Source organism: Aerococcus sp. L_32 (assembly GCF_050689315.1).
The window spans coordinates 1-989 of sequence record NZ_JBOEQF010000644.1 but is presented as its reverse complement, the minus strand read 5'-3'; the positions used below and the strand labels follow the sequence as shown (position 1 = coordinate 989).

The window sequence follows — 989 nt, the reverse complement described above, 5'->3', positions numbered from 1 at the left end:
ATAGTAAACTCTTGAAGGATCTTCACCGGGTGTGAAGACGATCGCCATCAAGATGCCTGACAAAAGTGCGGCAGCGAGCATGACCAAACCGGATTGCCATTTGGTCTTGGTGAAACGTCGACTAACCTTGAAGAATAGTGGCCATATGACCATAAACTGCATGTAAACAGCTATATACCAATAATGAGTGGTCAAAGACGGGTGTAACATATTGGCGAAATAGGACGATCCAGATAGAATCTGCTGCCAGTTATTCACGAATAACAGGGTGGTGGATAGGTTAATCCCTATATTTACTAGGAGTTGCTGTCTAAATAAGAGTAGATAGGTAAGGCCAACCATCGTGATAATGACCATGGGCCACCATACCTTGCCCATACGCTCCCAAGTTTTCTTAAAATAGGATCCTTCATCAATGTCCACTTGGTATTTACTTTCCATCTGACTCGTCACTAGGTAACCTGAAAGGACTAAAAAGATATCCACCCCTAAGAAACCACCTGAAACACGGTGAGTTAGATAGTGATATAAAATAATACCTAACATCGCTAAGAATCGAATTGTATCAAACTGTGTAAAATAGTTTTTCTTCATTACCTTCGCCTCTCTAAATTGCCAAGCACGCAATTGTCAATGCTCGAGACAATTTACGCAATTATAATACATATATTATATCGATAGTATAGGAAAATGAGAACATCAATTTTTGAGATTTCCCAAAGCCCTGCCGACAAACGACGCACTAAAGAGCAAAAAAAGTGGTCGAGCCCTAGCCCCAACCACTTCAGAAAATAAAAAAGCATATATGCTACCAAACACCTGTCGGTTAAACAACACATATGCCGAACCAATTTTTCACCTAAATGAATTGGCCTTGATTTATTCACAAGACTTATGGATATATTCCACTCCTAGCGAACTTCATCACGCTAGGAGTAGATAGAGCTAGACTCGGTTATACAGGGTATAACCACCATCATAACACTCCA

The 989-nt window shown here is 40.3% G+C and carries 1 protein-coding gene; it reads right to left on the bottom strand.

Annotation, left to right across the window (positions count from 1 at the left end):
- On the bottom strand, positions 1 to 594 hold a 594-nt coding region (locus tag ACRCJ0_RS15405), incomplete at its 3' end, for an acyltransferase family protein (protein ID WP_431391068.1).
- Positions 595 to 989: the final 395 nt, after the last annotated feature.